We start from the raw sequence: 13160 nt of genomic DNA, 5'->3' as shown, positions 1-13160 counted from the left end.
GAATCGAGAGAGGTAATTCCCATGGCTGGACCCCAGCGCCGCGGTGGCGGCGCCGGTGGCGGCGAGCGGCGGGACCGTAAGGGCCGAGACGGCGGCGCCGCCGCCGAGAAGACCGCGTACGTCGAACGCGTCGTCGCGATCAACCGCGTCGCCAAGGTAGTGAAGGGTGGTCGCCGTTTCAGCTTCACCGCGCTTGTCGTGGTGGGCGACGGCGACGGCACCGTCGGTGTCGGCTACGGCAAGGCCAAGGAGGTGCCGGCCGCCATCGCCAAGGGTGTCGAGGAGGCCAAGAAGCACTTCTTCAAGGTCCCCCGGATCCAGGGCACCATCCCGCACCCGATCCAGGGCGAGGAGGCCGCGGGCATCGTCCTGCTGAAGCCGGCCTCGCCCGGTACCGGTGTGATCGCCGGTGGCCCGGTGCGCGCCGTCCTGGAGTGCGCGGGCATCCACGACGTGCTGAGCAAGTCGCTCGGCTCGTCCAACCCGATCAACATCGTGCACGCGACGGTGGCCGCTCTCAAGGGACTTCAGCGTCCCGAGGAGATCGCCGCCCGCCGCGGCCTGCCGCTCGAAGACGTCGCCCCCGCCGCTCTGCTGCGGGCGCGCGCCGGGGTGGGTGCGTGATGGCGCAGCTGAAGATCACCCAGGTCAAGTCCCGGATCGGGACCAAGCAGAACCACCGTGAGACGCTGCGCTCGCTCGGGCTGAAGCGGATCAACGACGTGGTCGTCAAGGCGGACCGCCCCGAGATCCGCGGCATGGCCAACACCGTGCGGCATCTGGTGACGGTCGAGGAGGTGGACTGACATGGCCGAACTCGCCAAGAACGAGAGCACGGAGAGTGGCGGTTCGCCGCTCAAGCTCCACGACCTGAGGCCCGCGCCCGGCGCGAAGAGGGCCAAGATCCGCGTCGGTCGCGGTGAGGCGTCCAAGGGCAAGACCGCGGGTCGCGGCACCAAGGGCACCAAGGCGCGTTACCAGGTGAAGGCGGGCTTCGAGGGCGGGCAGCTGCCGTTGATCCAGCGGCTGCCGAAGCTCAAGGGCTTCCGCAACCCCGCCCACAAGCAGTTCCAGGTCGTCAACCTCGAGCGGCTCGCCGTCCTCTACCCGGAGGGTGGCGAGGTGACCGTGGCCGACCTGGTCGCCAAGGGCGCCGTGCGGAAGAACGAGTTGGTGAAGGTCCTTGGCAGCGGCGAGATCTCGGTGGCGCTGACGGTGACGGTGGACGCCGTCTCCGCCTCCGCCAAGGAGAAGATCACCGCCGCCGGTGGCACGGTCACCGAGCGTTCCTGAGCCGGTGCGCGGTTGGCCGGATATGTGAGTGACCGGGGGTGCCTGAGTGATAGGCGTCCCCGGTCAGTCGTTCCGGCCTGGCACATACGCCGGTAAGGTGGCGTCCGTTGTCGTCACCAGATCTGTCATATCCGTTGGACTTCAAGACCGTCACCTCTCGCGATGAGTGCGGGGGGCGCAGGAGGAGCCGTGCTCACCGCGTTCGCCCGGGCGTTCCAGACGCCCGACCTGCGTAAGAAGCTGCTCTTTACCCTCGGCATCGTCGTGGTGTTCCGGTTCGGCCAGCATGTGCCGGTCCCGGGGGTCAGCTTCCAGAACGTCGAACAGTGTGTTGAGGAGGCCGACGCCCTCGGGGCCGGCTCCGGTCTGTTCGGTCTGGTCAACATGTTCAGCGGTGGGGCGTTGCTCCAGCTGACCGTGTTCGCCCTTGGCATCATGCCCTACATCACCGCGAGCATCATCCTTCAGCTGCTCGTGGTGGTGATCCCTCGCCTGGAGGCCCTCAAGAAGGAGGGGCAGTCGGGCCAGGCCAAGATCACGCAGTACACACGCTATCTGACGATGGCGCTTGCCGTGCTCCAGGCCACCGGTCTTGTGGCCACCGCGCGCAGTGGCACCCTCTTCCCCCAGTGCACCGTGCGGAACGACATCATCCCCGATGACTCGATCTTCACGACGCTGGTGATGGTGATCGCGCTCACCTCCGCCACCGCGTTGATCATGTGGATGGGCGAGCTGATCACCGACCGCGGCATCGGCAACGGCATGTCGATGCTGATGTTCGTCTCGATCGCCGCGGGCTTCCCGGCCTCGCTGTGGCAGATCAAGCAGCAGGGCAGCCTGGCCGACGGCTGGATCGAGTTCGGCGTGGTCGTCGCGTGCGGTCTCGCGATGGTCGGCCTCGTGGTCTTCGTGGAGCTGGCCCAGCGCCGGATCCCGGTCCAGTACGCGAAGCGCATGATCGGCCGCCGGTCGTACGGCGGCACGTCCACCTACATCCCGCTCAAGGTGAACCAGGCGGGTGTGATCCCCGTCATCTTCGCGTCCTCGCTGCTCTACATCCCCCAGCTGCTCGTGCAGTTCGCGGGGACGGACTCCGGCGGCTGGACGGACTGGGTGCAGCGGTACTTCACCGGTGGCGACCACCCGTACTACATCATCACGTACTTCCTGCTCATCGTCTTCTTCGCGTTCTTCTACGTCGCGATCACGTTCAACCCTGAGGACGTGGCGGAAAACATGAAGAAGTATGGTGGTTTCATCCCGGGTATCCGGGCGGGGCGGCCCACCGTGGAGTATCTGAGCTATGTGCTGAACCGCATCACGTGGCCCGGGTCGCTCTACCTCGGCCTGATCGCCCTGGTGCCCACCGTGGCGCTGGTGATGTTCAACGCGCAGCAGGACTTCCCCTTCGGCGGTACCTCCATCCTGATCATCGTGGGTGTCGGTCTTGAGACGGTGCGGCAGATCGAGAGCCAGCTTCACCAGCGTAATTACGAAGGGTTCCTCCGCTGATGCGAATCGTCCTCGTAGGACCGCCGGGCGCGGGCAAGGGTACGCAGGCCGCGCTGCTCGCCGAGCGTCTCTCCATTCCCCACATCTCCACCGGTGACCTGTTCCGCGCGAACATCTCCCAGGGCACGGAGCTCGGGGAACAGGTCAAGTCGATCCTGAGCGAGGGCGGGCTCGTCCCTGACGAGGTCACGGTGGCGATGGCGGCGGACCGCATGGCGAGGCCCGACGCCGCGGGGGGCTTCCTGCTCGACGGGTTCCCCCGGAACATCGCGCAGGCGAAGGCCCTTGACGAGCTGCTCGCCGAGGGCGGGCACGCGCTGGACGCGGTGCTCGACCTGGAGATCCCCGAGGACGAGGTGGTGCGCCGCATCGCCGGGCGGCGCACGTGTGTGAAGGACAGCAGCCACACGTTCCATGTCCAGAACAAGCCGCCGCGCGCGCCGGGGGTGTGCGACGTCTGCGGCGGGGAGTTGCAGCAGCGGGACGACGATCGCGAGGAGACCGTGCGCAAGCGCCTCGCGATCTACCACGAGGAGACCGAGCCGATCATCGGGTACTACCGCGAGCAGGGCCTGGTCTCCACGATCCCCGCGGTGGCCCCCGTGGTCGAGGTGACGCGGCGCGCCATCGAGGCGCTTCCCGCGCGCGGCCGGGACAGCTGATGGTCGAGATCAAGACCCCCGAGCAGATCGCCAGGATGCGGGCGGCCGGGCTGGTCGTCGCCGAGATACACCGCAGGTGCGCGGAGGCGGCGGTGCCGGGGGCGACGACCAAGGACCTGGACGACGTGGCGGCCGCGGTGCTGGCCGAGCGGGACGCCAAGCCGAACTTCCTCGGCTACGGCGGCTTCCCCGCGACGATCTGCACCTCGGTGAACGACGTGGTGGTGCACGGCATCCCCGACCGCGAGACGGTCCTCGCGTCGGGCGACCTCCTGTCGATCGACGCGGGCGCGATCGTGGACGGCTGGCACGCGGACGCGGCGCTGACCGTCTTCGTGGGCGAGGGCCACGCGCCCGAGGCGCGCGAGCTGAGCCGGGTGACCGAGGACTCGCTGTGGGCGGGCATCGCCGCGGTGCGCAAGGGCGCCAGGCTCGTGGACGTGTCGCGGGCCATCGAGACCTACATCAGGCGGCAGCCGCTGCCGCCGTCGGGCAAGTACGGCATCGTCGAGAGCTATGGCGGCCACGGCATCGGCAGCGAGATGCACATGGACCCGCACCTGCTGAACTACGTGGACCGGCGGCGCGGCCGCGGGCCCCGGCTGGTGCCGGGCTTCTGCCTGGCGATCGAGCCGATGATCGCGCTGGGCACGCCGAAGACGCACGTGCTGGCCGACGAGTGGACCGTGAAGACGAACGACGGCACGTGGGCCGCGCACTGGGAGCACTCGGTCGCCCTCACCGAGGAGGGCCCGCTGGTGCTGACCGCCCCCGACGGCGGCCGGGCGAGGCTGGCCGAGCTGGGTGTGACGGCGGCTCCCGACCCGTTGGCCTGAGGATCGCGCGGTTAACGATCTCCTCACCGGGTAAAGATCATGGATTCGTCTTTTCGGGTGGGGTGCCGTAGACTGGCTTGTCGGTCCCGTGCACCCTTCTGTCCGGGATCATCCAGGTAGCCGATCCCGGAAGGTGAAGCGCTCAAGTATGGCCAAAAAACAAGGGGCCATCGAGATCGAGGGCACCGTCGTCGAGTCTCTGCCGAACGCGATGTTCAGGGTGGAGCTCCAGAACGGACACCAGGTCCTCGCGCACATCAGCGGCAAGATGCGGATGCACTACATCCGTATCCTTCCCGACGACCGGGTCGTGGTGGAGCTCTCGCCCTACGACCTGACGCGCGGGCGGATCGTCTACCGCTACAAGTAGATCGAGCAGATCGAGCAGATCACGACCGGAGAACCTCACAACCCATGAAGGTCAGGCCGAGCGTCAAGAAGATCTGCGACAAGTGCAAGGTGATCCGCCGCCACGGGCGCGTCATGGTCATCTGTGAGAACCTGCGCCACAAGCAGCGCCAGGGCTGACCGCAGCACTTTCGCAGTCCCTCGACAACGCGACACCAGCAGATACGCAGTCACCCGACCCCTCGCTCAGCGCGGGGACGACACCCCCGGTCGGAGGCCGGGGACCCGGCCCGGCAGCTCATTCCGGGCTCTCGGGAACGGTGCTGCGGAAGACCTCCGCCGATATCAGTTCAGGAGCCACACAGAATGGCACGCCTCGCAGGCGTCGACCTCCCGCGCGACAAGCGCGTCGAGGTGGCCCTCACCTATGTCTTCGGCATCGGACGCACCCTTGCCAAGGAGACCCTCGCCTCCACCGGGGTCAACCCCGACACCCGCGTGCGGGACCTCGCGGAGGAGGACCTGGTCAAGCTCCGCGAGTACGTGGACAACAACTTCAGGACCGAGGGTGACCTCCGCAGGGAGATCCAGGCCGACATCCGTCGCAAGGTCGAGATCCAGTGCTACGAGGGGCTGCGCCACCGCCGCGGCCTGCCCGTCCACGGCCAGCGCACCAAGACGAACGCCCGCACCCGCAAGGGCCCGCGTCGCGCGATCGCCGGCAAGAAGAAGCCGGGCAAGAAGTAGTCCGCACGGACGCTGACAGCGGTCCGTGCACCAGGACCGACCACCTCCACGGGAGTTCAGAAGCAGATGCCTCCAAAGGGCCGTACGGCCGGCGCCAAGAAGGTGCGCCGCAAGGAGAAGAAGAACGTCGCTCACGGGCACGCCCACATCAAGAGCACGTTCAACAACACCATCGTCTCGATCACCGACCCGACCGGGAACGTGATCTCCTGGGCCTCGGCCGGCCACGTCGGCTTCAAGGGGTCGCGCAAGTCCACGCCGTTCGCCGCGCAGATGGCCGCGGAGAACGCCGCGCGCCGCGCCCAGGAGCATGGCATGCGCAAGGTCGACGTCTTCGTGAAGGGTCCCGGCTCAGGCCGTGAGACCGCGATCCGCTCGCTCCAGGCCACGGGGCTTGAGGTCGGCTCGATCCAGGACGTCACCCCGACCCCGCACAACGGCTGCCGCCCGCCCAAGCGCCGCCGAGTCTGACCAGGCGAAGTAGGAGACGAGAAGAATCATGGCGCGTTACACCGGGGCCGACTGCAAGCGTTGCCGTCGGGAGAAGCAGAAGCTCTTCCTCAAGGGAGCCAAGTGCGAGAGCGCTAAGTGCCCGATCGAGATCCGTCCTTACCCCCCGGGTGAGCACGGACGCGGGCGCACCAAGGACAGCGAGTACCTCCAGCAGAAGCGCGAGAAGCAGAAGTGCGCGCGGATCTACGGTGTCCTGGAGAAGCAGTTCCGCGGGTACTACAACGAGGCCAACCGGCAGCAGGGCAAGACCGGCGAGAACCTGCTCCGCATCCTCGAGTCCCGCCTCGACAACGTGGTCTACCGGGCCGGCTTCGCCAAGTCCCGCGACCACGCCCGTCAGCTCGTCCGGCACGGTCACATCCTGATCAACGGCCGGAAGAACGACATCCCCTCCGCGCGCGTCTCGCCGAACGACATCGTCGAGGTGCGCGAGTCCTCCCGTGGCCTGACCCCCTTCCAGGTGGCCGTGGCCGAGGCCGGGGACAAGACCGTTCCCGCGTGGCTCGAGGCCATCCCCTCGCGGCTGCGGATCCTCGTCCACTCGCTGCCCGAGCGCCAGGTGATCGACACCCAGGTGCAGGAGCAGCTGATCGTCGAGCTCTACTCGAAGTAGGGCTCGGCCAGGGATTCGGCGGGGTCGCGTGGTCACGCGGTCCCGCCGGTACCCTTTTCTTGTACATATCGTCTGGCTCGGCATCAAATAGCGGGTGCCGAAGACTGGAGTCATCCCCATGCTGATCGCTCAGCGCCCGTCCCTGACCGAAGAGGTCGTCGACGAATTCCGTTCGCGGTTCGTGATCGAGCCGCTCGAGCCGGGCTTCGGCTACACCCTCGGCAATTCCCTGCGGCGCACGCTGCTCTCCTCCATCCCCGGCGCCGCCGTCACCAGCATCCGCATCGACGGCGTGCTGCACGAGTTCACGACGGTGCCCGGGGTGAAGGAGGACGTCACCGACCTGATCCTCAACATCAAGCAGCTGGTCGTCTCGTCGGAGCACGACGAGCCGGTCGTGATGTACCTGCGCAAGCAGGGTCCTGGCCTGGTGACCGCGGCGGACATCGCGCCGCCCGCGGGCGTCGAGGTGCACAACCCCGACCTGGTGCTCGCCGCCCTGAACAGCAAGGGCAAGCTGGAGATGGAGCTGACCGTCGAGCGCGGTCGCGGCTATGTCTCGGCCGTGCAGAACAAGCAGGTCGGCCAGGAGATCGGCCGCATCCCCGTGGACTCGATCTACAGCCCCGTGCTGAAGGTGACCTACAAGGTCGAGGCCACCCGTGTCGAGCAGCGCACCGACTTCGACAAGCTGATCGTCGACGTCGAGACCAAGGAGGCCATGCGTCCGCGCGACGCGATGGCGTCCGCGGGCAAGACGCTGGTCGAGCTGTTCGGCCTGGCGCGCGAGCTCAACGTCGACGCCGAGGGCATCGACATGGGCCCGTCGCCGACGGACGCCGCGCTCGCCGCCGATCTGGCGCTGCCGATCGAGGAGCTCGAGCTCACGGTCCGCTCCTACAACTGCCTCAAGCGCGAGGGCATCCACTCCGTGGGTGAGCTGGTGGCGCGTTCCGAGGCGGACCTGCTCGACATCCGCAACTTCGGCGCGAAGTCGATCGACGAGGTCAAGGCGAAGCTGGCCGGGATGGGCCTGGCCCTCAAGGACAGCCCGCCCGGATTCGACCCGACCACCGCGGCCGACGCGTTCGGCGCGGAGGACGACGGCGACACGGGCTTCGTGGAGACCGAGCAGTACTGAACGACACCCCGGCGGGGCGGTTTCGCGCCGTCCCGCCGGGGTCCGCGTTCCGGGGAGCGTCCTCGGAGCGTTCTCGCTGACATCGGTACCTGACACGGCCGGTGCAGATCGACAGGAGAGAGACATGCCGACGCCCACCAAGGGTCGCAGGCTCGGTGGCAGCCCCGCCCACGAGCGGATGATGGTCGCGAACCTGGCCACCGCGCTGTTCGAGCACGGGCGCATCACCACCACCGTGGCCAAGGCCCGGCGCCTGCGTCCGGTGGCCGAGCGCCTGATCACCAAGGCGAAGAAGGGCGACCTGCACAACCGCCGCCAGGTGATGCAGACCATCCGCGACAAGAGCGTGGTCCACACGCTGTTCACGGAGATCGGCCCCAAGTTCGCCAACAGGCCCGGTGGTTACACCCGGATCACCAAGATCGGCCCGCGCCGCGGTGACAACGCCCCCATGGCGGTCATCGAGCTGGTCGAGGCCCTGACCGTGCAGCAGGAGGCGGTCGGCGAGGCCGAGGGCGCCACGCGCCGCGCGGTCAAGGAGTCGGCGGCGGCGGACCTGGAGAAGAAGCCCGAGGCGGCGGCCGACGAGGCCGCGGGCGAGCAGCCCAAGGACGAGGCGGAGAACGCCGAGACCGCCGAGGACGCCGGGGACGGCGAGGAGAAGAAGGACGCCTGAGGCGTTCCGCGTCATCGCGCGCCGGGCCCGCCCTGACCACCGGGGCGGGCCCGGCGACGTTTCCACCCCCGATCAGCCACCGTTGGGAAGAGCCTCCTCATGAGCACCCCCGCGTACGACGACCGCGACCTCGTCGCGCCCGGCCTGGTCCGGGTGCGGCTCGATCTGAGCTACGACGGGGCGGCGTTCTCCGGGTGGGCCCGGCAGGAGGGGCGGCGGACCGTGCAGGGGGAGGTCGAGGAGGCGCTGCGGATCGTGACGCGGTCCGATGAGCGCTTCGAGCTCACCGTCGCGGGGCGCACGGACGCGGGCGTGCACGCCCGCGGCCAGGTCGCGCACGTGGACCTGCCCGAGGCCGTGTGGGCGGAGCAGCGGGACCGGCTCGTGCGCAGGCTGGCGGGGCGGCTGCCGCACGAGGTGCGGGTCTGGCGGGCCGAGGAGGCGCCGCCGTACTTCAACGCCCGCTTCTCGGCGATCTGGCGGCGCTACGCGTACCGCGTGAGCGACCACCCCGGCGGGGTCGATCCGCTGCTGCGCGGCCATGTGCTGTGGCACAACTGGCCGTTGGACGTGGCCGCGATGAACGACGCGTCGCTGCGGCTGCTCGGCACGCACGACTTCGCGGCGTTCTGCAAGCGGCGCGAGGGCGCGACCACGATCCGCGCGCTGCGCGACCTGCGCTGGGAGCGGAGGCCCGACGGGATCGTGGAGGGCACGGTGCGGGCGGACGCGTTCTGCCACAACATGGTGCGCTCGCTCGTGGGCGCGCTGCTGTTCGTGGGGGACGGGCACAGGCCGCGGCAGTGGCCCGCGGCCGTGCTCGCGGCCGGGACGCGGGACTCGGCGGTGCACGTGGTGCGGCCGCACGGGCTGACCCTCGAGGAGGTCGCCTATCCGTCGGCCGACGAGCTGGCGGCGCGCAACGCCGAGGCGCGCGCCAGGCGCACGCTGGCGGATGCGGACGCGACGGGCTGAGCGCCGCCCGGCCCGTTCACTCCTGCTGGCTCTCGCGCTCCTCGACCAGGGCGCTGGCCGAGGCCGACGCCTGGGCCTCGCCGCGCTGGATGATGCGGGCGAACGCGTGGTCGTTGCCGTCGCGGGCGGCCAGCTGGGCGGCCGTTCCGTCTCCGCTGTCGGGGGAGCCGTCGGCGTTCCCCGCGATGGTGAAGTAGGTGTAGCGGCCGACCTGGTTCGTCGTGGTGCGGCAGCCGCCCTGCTGGCAGAACGTGGGGGCGTCGCCGCCGGTGAGGGCCAGGAGGTTCCCGGTGGCGGCCTCGCGCGCGGCGATCGCGGCGTCCTCGGTGCCGAACTGGGCCACGCCCACGGTCACGGCCACGCCGTCGCCGGTGTAGGTGGCGCGCAGCAGGGCCGCGCAGCCGTTGTCGGCCAGGACGCCCGCCAGCTCGGTGGAGACGGCCTCGGCGCAGTCGGCCGTGCCCTGGGTGGCGGCCCTGGCGTACGACCTGCCCTCGATCTCCATCGTGTCGTCCGCGTAGAACTCGTCGACGGAGAAGGGCGCGATGTCCTTCTCCGGGTCGGATATGAACTCGCGCGGCTGCGGCAGCGGCGGCAGGGTCGTGGGCTCGAACGACGGCTCGCCCGAGCCCGAGTCCGACGGGTCGGGCAGGTCGGACGAGCCGCCGCTCGCGGTGGGCTCGCCGTCGTCGCCGCTCTGGCTCACGATGAGGAAGGCCACGACCGCGCCGACCAGGACGGTGGCGAGCGCCGAGGCGAGGATGACGGTGGTCCGACGGCGTCCGCGGCGCCGCTCCGCGTCCGCGGCCAGAGCGTTCCAGTCGGGGGTGCTCGAGCCCCCTGGGACCCAGCCGCCTGGTCCCCCCTGCCCGTAACTCATGGCGCGAAGCTTAGCGCCAGGGCGGTGGGGGCAGAACGGCGGTTCGCGGGCCGGTGGACGTCACCGTTTTGACCCCGTGCGGGCCCTGGCAGTACGCTGCAACGTCGTACAACGAAAAATCATGCGTATGGCTTGCTCGATCTCACGTGAGGGGCCTGCGCCGGTCCACCAGGATGGATGTCAGCGGCCGGCACCCGGTTTGCGTCACCGGTGTGCGGCCTTTGCGGGCTTCTCTGGGTGGCCTTGTCAGGATCCCGAACACTGAAGAAGCGAAGGCTACGACCCGTGCGTACGTTCAGCCCCAAGCCCGGCGACATCCAGCGTCAGTGGCACGTCATCGACGCGGCCGATGTCGTCCTGGGCCGTCTGGCCTCCCAGGCCGCCACCCTTCTGCGGGGCAAGCACAAGCCGGTCTACGCACCGCACGTCGACACCGGTGACTTCGTCGTCATCATCAACGCCGACAAGGTGCACCTGTCCGGCAACAAGCGGACCCAGAAGCTGGCCTACCGCCACTCCGGCTACCCCGGCGGTCTGCGGTCCGTCCGGTACGAGGACCTGCTGAAGAACAACCCCGAGAAGGCCGTCGAGAAGGCCGTGAAGGGGATGCTGCCGAAGAACACCCTCGGCCGGCAGATGTTCTCCAAGCTCAAGGTCTACGCGGGCCCCGAGCACCCGCACGCCGCGCAGCGGCCCGTCCCGTTCGAGATCACCCAGGTCGCGCAGTAGTCCCGGCCACCGTCAACACGAAAGAGAATTCGAGGAGAACCGTGGCCGAGACCACCCCTGAGACCCTGGACTCCGAGGTCCCCGAGGTCGACGAGTACACGACCGAGAGCACGCCCGACGAGTTCGCGGGCGCCGAGACGCTGGCCGCCCGTTTCGGCGACCCGCAGCCCGGCGCCGGGACCGGCCGCCGGAAGAACGCGATCGCCCGCGTGCGCATCGTGCCCGGCAGCGGCAAGTGGAAGATCAACGGCCGCACCCTGGAGGGGTACTTCCCGAACAAGGTGCACCAGCAGTCGGTCAACGAGCCCTTCAAGGTGCTCGAGCTCGACGAGCGTTACGACGTGGTCGCCCGCATCTCCGGCGGCGGCATCTCGGGCCAGGCGGGCGCCCTGCGCCTCGGCGTGGCCCGCGCGCTCAACGAGGCCGACGTCGACAACAACCGCAGCCCCCTGAAGAAGGCCGGCTTCCTGACCCGCGACGCCCGCGCGGTCGAGCGGAAGAAGGCCGGTCTGAAGAAGGCCCGCAAGGGGACGCAGTACAGCAAGCGCTAACCCGGTCGGGAGCTTTTTGCTGACGCCCCGACAGCACTTCCGTGCTGTCGGGGCGCTCCTTTTATAGGGTTAACGCGGATGGCTGCTCGGAAAGCTGGGAAAAGCTCGGAGGAATGACAGTGGGACGACTCTTCGGCACGGACGGCGTGCGCGGCGTCGCCAACGCGGATCTCACGGCCGAGATGGCACTCGGTCTGTCGGTCGTGGCGGCGCGCGTGCTCGCCGGAGCGGGGGGCGAGTCCGGCCACAGGGCGATGGCCGTGGTGGGGCGCGACCCCCGGGCGTCCGGGGAGTTCCTTGAGGCGGCGGTGGTCGCGGGGCTGGCGAGCGCGGGCGTGGACGTCCTGCGCGTCGGCGTCCTGCCGACCCCGGCCGTCGCGTATCTGACGGGCTCGCTCGGCGCGGACTTCGGCGTGATGCTGTCCGCGTCGCACAACCCCATGCCGGACAACGGCATCAAGTTCTTCGCACGGGGCGGCCACAAGCTGGCGGACGAGGCGGAGGACCGCATCGAGGCGGCCTACCGGGAGCACGCGGGCGGCACGCCGTGGGAGCGCCCCGTGGGCGCCGGGGTCGGCCGGGTCTCCGAGTACGGCGAGGGCTTCGACCGTTATGTGGCGCACCTGGTGGGGGTCCTGCCGAACCGCCTCGACGGGCTCAAGGTCGTCATCGACGCGGCGCACGGGGCCGCGTCGCGCGTGGCGCCCGAGGCGTTCGCGCGGGCGGGCGCCGAGGTGGTGACGATCGGCGCGGAGCCCGACGGGCTGAACATCAACGACGGCTACGGCTCCACGCACCTGGACGCGCTGCGGGCCGCGGTCCCGGCGCACGGGGCCGACCTGGGCATCGCGGTGGACGGCGACGCGGACCGGTGCCTGGCCGCCGACGGCGGCGGGTGCGAGGTGGACGGCGACCAGATCCTGGCGGTGCTCGGCGTGGCGATGCGGGACGCGGGCACGCTGCGCGGGGACACGGTGGTGGCGACGGTGATGTCCAACCTCGGGTTCGCGCTCGCCATGGAGCGCGAGGGGCTGCGGCTGCGGCAGACGGCGGTGGGGGACCGCTATGTGCTCGAGGAGATGAAGCGGGGCGGCTTCTCGCTCGGCGGCGAGCAGTCGGGCCATGTGATCGTCCTGGACCACGCGACCACGGGCGACGGGACGTTGACCGGCCTGCTGCTCGCGGCGCGGGTGGCGGCGACGCGGCGCCCGTTGCGGGACCTGGCGGGCGTGATGGAACGGCTGCCGCAGGTGCTGATCAACGTTCCCGACGTGGACAAGGCGCGCGTCGGCGACAGCAGGGAGCTGGCCGAGGCGGTGACGGAGGCGGAGCGGGTGCTCGGCGAGACGGGCCGCGTGCTGCTGCGGCCCTCGGGCACGGAGCCGCTGGTGCGCGTGATGGTGGAGGCCGCGGACGCGGCCCAGGCCCGCGCGGTGGCGTCGGGCCTTGCGGACGCGGTGAAGTCGGCGCTCGGCTGAGGTTTTCCCGCCCACCCGCCCCTGAGGGGACCCGGCGGCGGTGGGGGGAGGGCGCGCCCGCGCGTCGGCCGTACGGTGACGCCTGCGGCTCGCCCGGACGCCGGGCCTCCGGCCCGGGGGTTTTCGCCCGCTCCGCGGGCGGGGGAGGGTGGTGGGTCTCGTCGGGGATAGCCTGCGGCTCGCTCGGACGCCGGGCCTGCGGT

Annotated in this window: 18 protein-coding genes; 17 read left to right on the top strand and 1 reads right to left on the bottom strand. The window is 70.0% G+C overall.

The features are described 5' to 3' along the window. The first annotated feature begins 21 nt into the window (after positions 1 to 21). From rpsE to truA, 14 genes are all read left to right on the top strand, one after another. A complete protein-coding gene (gene rpsE / locus D7318_RS18315) occupies positions 22 to 624 on the top strand; it encodes a 30S ribosomal protein S5 (RefSeq protein WP_120698204.1) in 603 nt (200 codons plus the stop codon). Beyond that, entirely contained in the window at positions 624 to 806 is a 183-nt protein-coding gene (gene rpmD / locus D7318_RS18310) for a 50S ribosomal protein L30 (RefSeq protein WP_120698203.1), read from the top strand. Before rpsE ends, rpmD begins: the two co-directional genes overlap by 1 nt. Before the next feature lies 1 nt (position 807). Then, positions 808 to 1293 (top strand): 50S ribosomal protein L15, encoded by a 486-nt coding sequence (rplO, locus tag D7318_RS18305; RefSeq protein ID WP_120698202.1) that lies wholly within the window; start codon positions 808 to 810, stop codon positions 1291 to 1293. A gap of 189 nt (positions 1294 to 1482) precedes the next feature. Continuing rightward, complete coding sequence (gene secY / locus D7318_RS18300; protein WP_120698201.1) at positions 1483 to 2808, top strand: preprotein translocase subunit SecY; 1326 nt, start codon at positions 1483 to 1485, stop codon at positions 2806 to 2808. Beyond that, the gene (locus D7318_RS18295; RefSeq protein ID WP_120698200.1) at positions 2808 to 3470 is read left to right on the top strand and encodes an adenylate kinase; all 663 of its coding nucleotides are present in this window, start codon (positions 2808 to 2810) and stop codon (positions 3468 to 3470) included. The genes secY and D7318_RS18295 overlap by 1 nt, the downstream gene beginning before the upstream one ends. Continuing rightward, positions 3470 to 4306: a type I methionyl aminopeptidase gene (gene map / locus D7318_RS18290; RefSeq protein WP_120698199.1), complete on the top strand. Its 837-nt coding sequence runs from the start codon at positions 3470 to 3472 to the stop codon at positions 4304 to 4306. The genes D7318_RS18295 and map overlap by 1 nt, the downstream gene beginning before the upstream one ends. A 148-nt stretch (positions 4307 to 4454) precedes the next feature. Further along, a complete protein-coding gene (infA, locus tag D7318_RS18285) occupies positions 4455 to 4676 on the top strand; it encodes a translation initiation factor IF-1 (protein WP_004927214.1) in 222 nt (73 codons plus the stop codon). 44 nt (positions 4677 to 4720) lie between these two features. Continuing rightward, positions 4721 to 4834 (top strand): 50S ribosomal protein L36, encoded by a 114-nt coding sequence (gene rpmJ / locus D7318_RS18280; protein ID WP_049567412.1) that lies wholly within the window; start codon positions 4721 to 4723, stop codon positions 4832 to 4834. Positions 4835 to 5020: 186 nt separating this feature from the next. Continuing rightward, positions 5021 to 5401 (top strand): 30S ribosomal protein S13, encoded by a 381-nt coding sequence (gene rpsM, locus D7318_RS18275; RefSeq protein ID WP_120698198.1) that lies wholly within the window; start codon positions 5021 to 5023, stop codon positions 5399 to 5401. Between the two features lie 66 nt (positions 5402 to 5467). Then, positions 5468 to 5872 (top strand): 30S ribosomal protein S11, encoded by a 405-nt coding sequence (rpsK, locus tag D7318_RS18270; RefSeq protein WP_016473404.1) that lies wholly within the window; start codon positions 5468 to 5470, stop codon positions 5870 to 5872. A 28-nt stretch (positions 5873 to 5900) separates the two neighbouring features. After that, on the top strand, positions 5901 to 6527 hold the full coding sequence (gene rpsD, locus D7318_RS18265) for a 30S ribosomal protein S4 (protein ID WP_120698197.1): 627 nt from the start codon (positions 5901 to 5903) through the stop codon (positions 6525 to 6527). A gap of 118 nt (positions 6528 to 6645) precedes the next feature. Continuing rightward, entirely contained in the window at positions 6646 to 7668 is a 1023-nt protein-coding gene (locus tag D7318_RS18260) for a DNA-directed RNA polymerase subunit alpha (RefSeq protein ID WP_120698196.1), read from the top strand. Positions 7669 to 7792: 124 nt separating this feature from the next. Continuing rightward, positions 7793 to 8344 carry a 50S ribosomal protein L17 gene (gene rplQ, locus D7318_RS18255; protein ID WP_120698195.1) on the top strand — a complete coding sequence of 184 codons (552 nt, stop codon included), beginning with the start codon at positions 7793 to 7795 and terminating at the stop codon, positions 8342 to 8344. A 99-nt stretch (positions 8345 to 8443) separates the two neighbouring features. Continuing rightward, positions 8444 to 9319 carry a tRNA pseudouridine(38-40) synthase TruA gene (truA, locus tag D7318_RS18250; RefSeq protein ID WP_120698194.1) on the top strand — a complete coding sequence of 292 codons (876 nt, stop codon included), beginning with the start codon at positions 8444 to 8446 and terminating at the stop codon, positions 9317 to 9319. A gap of 16 nt (positions 9320 to 9335) precedes the next feature. On the opposite strand, the gene D7318_RS18245 is transcribed toward truA, so the two are convergent. Then, the gene (locus D7318_RS18245) at positions 9336 to 10199 is read right to left on the bottom strand and encodes a hypothetical protein (RefSeq protein ID WP_120698193.1); all 864 of its coding nucleotides are present in this window, start codon (positions 10197 to 10199) and stop codon (positions 9336 to 9338) included. A 285-nt stretch (positions 10200 to 10484) separates the two neighbouring features. On the opposite strand from D7318_RS18245, the gene rplM reads away from it, so the two are divergent. The 3 genes from rplM (at position 10485) to glmM (ending at position 12957) form a co-directional block, all read left to right on the top strand. After that, entirely contained in the window at positions 10485 to 10928 is a 444-nt protein-coding gene (rplM, locus tag D7318_RS18240) for a 50S ribosomal protein L13 (RefSeq protein WP_113689473.1), read from the top strand. 41 nt (positions 10929 to 10969) lie between these two features. Then, positions 10970 to 11479, top strand: coding sequence for a 30S ribosomal protein S9 (rpsI, locus tag D7318_RS18235; protein ID WP_120698192.1), 510 nt, complete (start codon positions 10970 to 10972; stop codon positions 11477 to 11479). Between the two features lie 119 nt (positions 11480 to 11598). Further along, positions 11599 to 12957, top strand: coding sequence for a phosphoglucosamine mutase (gene glmM, locus D7318_RS18230; protein WP_120698191.1), 1359 nt, complete (start codon positions 11599 to 11601; stop codon positions 12955 to 12957). Positions 12958 to 13160: the final 203 nt, after the last annotated feature.

The organism is Streptomyces radicis (assembly GCF_003626575.1).
Classification (GTDB): Bacteria; Actinomycetota; Actinomycetes; order Streptomycetales; family Streptomycetaceae; genus Streptomyces; species Streptomyces radicis.
Note: the sequence above shows the minus strand (reverse complement) of the source record. Positions and strands in the feature narration are given on the sequence as shown.

Excerpts from the sequence above, each read along its gene's own strand:
- rplQ (WP_120698195.1), top strand. The coding sequence starts at position 7,793 with ATGCCGACGCCCACCAAGGGTCGCAGGCTCGGTGGCAGCCCCGCCCAC.
- rpsM (WP_120698198.1), top strand. The coding sequence starts at position 5,021 with ATGGCACGCCTCGCAGGCGTCGACCTCCCGCGCGACAAGCGCGTCGAG.
- rpsK (WP_016473404.1), top strand. The coding sequence starts at position 5,468 with ATGCCTCCAAAGGGCCGTACGGCCGGCGCCAAGAAGGTGCGCCGCAAG.
- rpmD (WP_120698203.1), top strand. The coding sequence starts at position 624 with ATGGCGCAGCTGAAGATCACCCAGGTCAAGTCCCGGATCGGGACCAAG.
- truA (WP_120698194.1), top strand. The coding sequence starts at position 8,444 with ATGAGCACCCCCGCGTACGACGACCGCGACCTCGTCGCGCCCGGCCTG.
- rpsE (WP_120698204.1), top strand. The coding sequence starts at position 22 with ATGGCTGGACCCCAGCGCCGCGGTGGCGGCGCCGGTGGCGGCGAGCGG.
- D7318_RS18245 (WP_120698193.1), bottom strand. The coding sequence starts at position 10,199 with ATGAGTTACGGGCAGGGGGGACCAGGCGGCTGGGTCCCAGGGGGCTCG.
- rpsD (WP_120698197.1), top strand. The coding sequence starts at position 5,901 with ATGGCGCGTTACACCGGGGCCGACTGCAAGCGTTGCCGTCGGGAGAAG.
- map (WP_120698199.1), top strand. The coding sequence starts at position 3,470 with ATGGTCGAGATCAAGACCCCCGAGCAGATCGCCAGGATGCGGGCGGCC.
- D7318_RS18295 (WP_120698200.1), top strand. The coding sequence starts at position 2,808 with ATGCGAATCGTCCTCGTAGGACCGCCGGGCGCGGGCAAGGGTACGCAG.
- rplO (WP_120698202.1), top strand. The coding sequence starts at position 808 with ATGGCCGAACTCGCCAAGAACGAGAGCACGGAGAGTGGCGGTTCGCCG.
- D7318_RS18260 (WP_120698196.1), top strand. The coding sequence starts at position 6,646 with ATGCTGATCGCTCAGCGCCCGTCCCTGACCGAAGAGGTCGTCGACGAA.
- rpmJ (WP_049567412.1), top strand. The coding sequence starts at position 4,721 with ATGAAGGTCAGGCCGAGCGTCAAGAAGATCTGCGACAAGTGCAAGGTG.
- infA (WP_004927214.1), top strand. The coding sequence starts at position 4,455 with ATGGCCAAAAAACAAGGGGCCATCGAGATCGAGGGCACCGTCGTCGAG.